A 2198-nucleotide genomic window follows, 5' to 3' on the forward strand; every position below is an offset into this window, starting at 1 on the left:
AGAATGTGAGTTGAATATTGAATCCATAACTATGTGTTGAAGGATAAGATAGATCCTCTACACCATACACTTGTTGCGTTCCTTGCATAGCACTTAACTCAGGGTCGACGTGTGGATTTTCGGTAATCGTAAACAAATTTCTGGCAACAAACCCTACCTTAAAACTGTTCAAATTCATTTTCTGTGCCCATGCATCTGGAAACGTGTAAGATAAACTCACTTGTCTTAATTTCAAATAACTGGCATCAAGCAAAGCGCTTTCTTCGTTGGCTCTGTTGTAGAATTGATTGTAATATTCTGCAGCTGAAATCGCCGTTGTATTTTCCTCATAAACCGGGTTCGTCTCAGTTCCTACATTTACAACACCATCCCCCACAATGCCTTCTTCTCTCCCAGCTAAGGTTTCTTCCAAAACACCTGAAGTTGAACCTATGGCTTTTGTTCTTGAAACAATAACACCACCATATCTCCAATCTACCAAGAAATTCATACTGAATCCTTTGTACTTAAATTCATTTCCAATTCCCAACATGAAATCAGGATTGTAGTTCCCTAAGTAACGCAATTCAGCATCTCGAATAGGTAAACCATTGGCATCGTAAATAATCCTACCATCTGGAGATTTCTTAAATCCAGTACCGTACATATCTCCTATTCTACCACCTTCTTGGGCAATATAGTAAACTGAGTTATCTGTACTTGTATAGACTCTTGTATACCCTGTAGTATATTGATCTACACCTTCTGGTAACTCTTCTACATAACTCGCTCCTTTGGTAAAATTGGCAAAAGCTGTCCATTTGAAATCTTTCTTTTTTATAACATCAGCCGTTAACGCAATTTCAATCCCCTTACTTTCAATTACACCACCATTAATGACGCGATTTGTATATCCACTTGCTGCTGAAGCAGGTAAGCTAATAATTTGATCTTTTGCTGTATTTTGATAAGCTGTTACATCTAACCCTATTCTATCTTTCAAGAAGTAAATCTCTAAACCAGCTTCTAATGCATTGATACGCTCTGGTCTCAAATCGGCATTTAACAGAGTAGAAGAATTACTCAACAAAGGATAACTTCCATAGTTTTGATTGAATGCGTATGTATTTCTCAATTGAAATGGGTCTGTATCATTACCTACACTTGAAGAAGATAATCTAAGTTTAGAATAGCTTAACCAATTCGGTAAACTCATCCAGTCGGTTAGCACAAATGCAGCCGATGCTGAATAATAGAAGAAAGAGTTGTTCTCCTTTGGAAGCGTTGAAGAATAATCATTTCGTAAGGTAGCATCCAGGTACAATTTACGCTTGTAATTATAATTGGCCAACGCGTAAACACTGTTAATTTGTTTTTGACCACTGTACTGTGAAGCCTGTAAAGGAATTTTAGAATTCTCAAAATTGTAAATACCCGGCACAGAAAGTTCACCTGCTGTTATACTTTGGTAAGCAATATTCTGAGTAAAGTTATTGGCTCCTACTCCGAGATTCCATTCATCGTGATCTGTGATTTGTCCGGTATAGTTTAATAATGCATCGGTATTGATTTCGCTGTAATTTACTACATCCTCTCTATACGCTCCGTTCTTAAAACGCTGCGTACTAAATGCTCTTTTCGAAGTTCTTACATCATTATAAACATCCGCTCCCGAACGCAGTCTGAAACTTATTTTCTTAGAAATATCATAAGACATTACCGCATTCCCCAAAAGTCTATTCTTGTTAAATCCATTCGTATTTTCGTAAACATTGAAATAAGGATTATCTAACCATTGTGTATTGTAGTTGAATTGCTGAAAGCCTTCTTGTCCGGCTTGCCAATAATCTTGCGTATTACTCAGGTTTACTTGACGTCCCATCCAAAGGAAAGAATACATTAAATTCTCTGAACCATAGCCCAATCCTGGTCTGTGCGTACTGTTAGAATTAATAAAATTGGCATAGGTTCTCAACTTTAACTTTTCACTTAATTGGTAATCTGCCGTAAATGCCAAATTGTTTCTGCGGTAGTCAGAATTTGGAATCGTTCCAGAGTTATCTAATCGGGTATAAGAGAAGCGATAACCTCCATTATCATTTCTACTATTTACAGCAATGTTTTGAGTACTTGTAACACCTGTTCTAAAAAAGCTTTCTACATTATTTGGATGGGCTATAAAAGGTGTTGCTGTGATTGGATTACCTCCTCTTGCTATC

The 2198-nt window shown here is 36.9% G+C and carries 1 protein-coding gene; it reads right to left on the reverse strand.

Annotation, left to right across the window (positions count from 1 at the left end):
* Nucleotides 1-2198: TonB-dependent receptor domain-containing protein (locus AC22ZQ_RS14255; protein WP_318959426.1), on the reverse strand; the 2198-nt coding region annotated here is incomplete at both ends.

The organism is Lishizhenia sp., assembly GCF_057456495.1.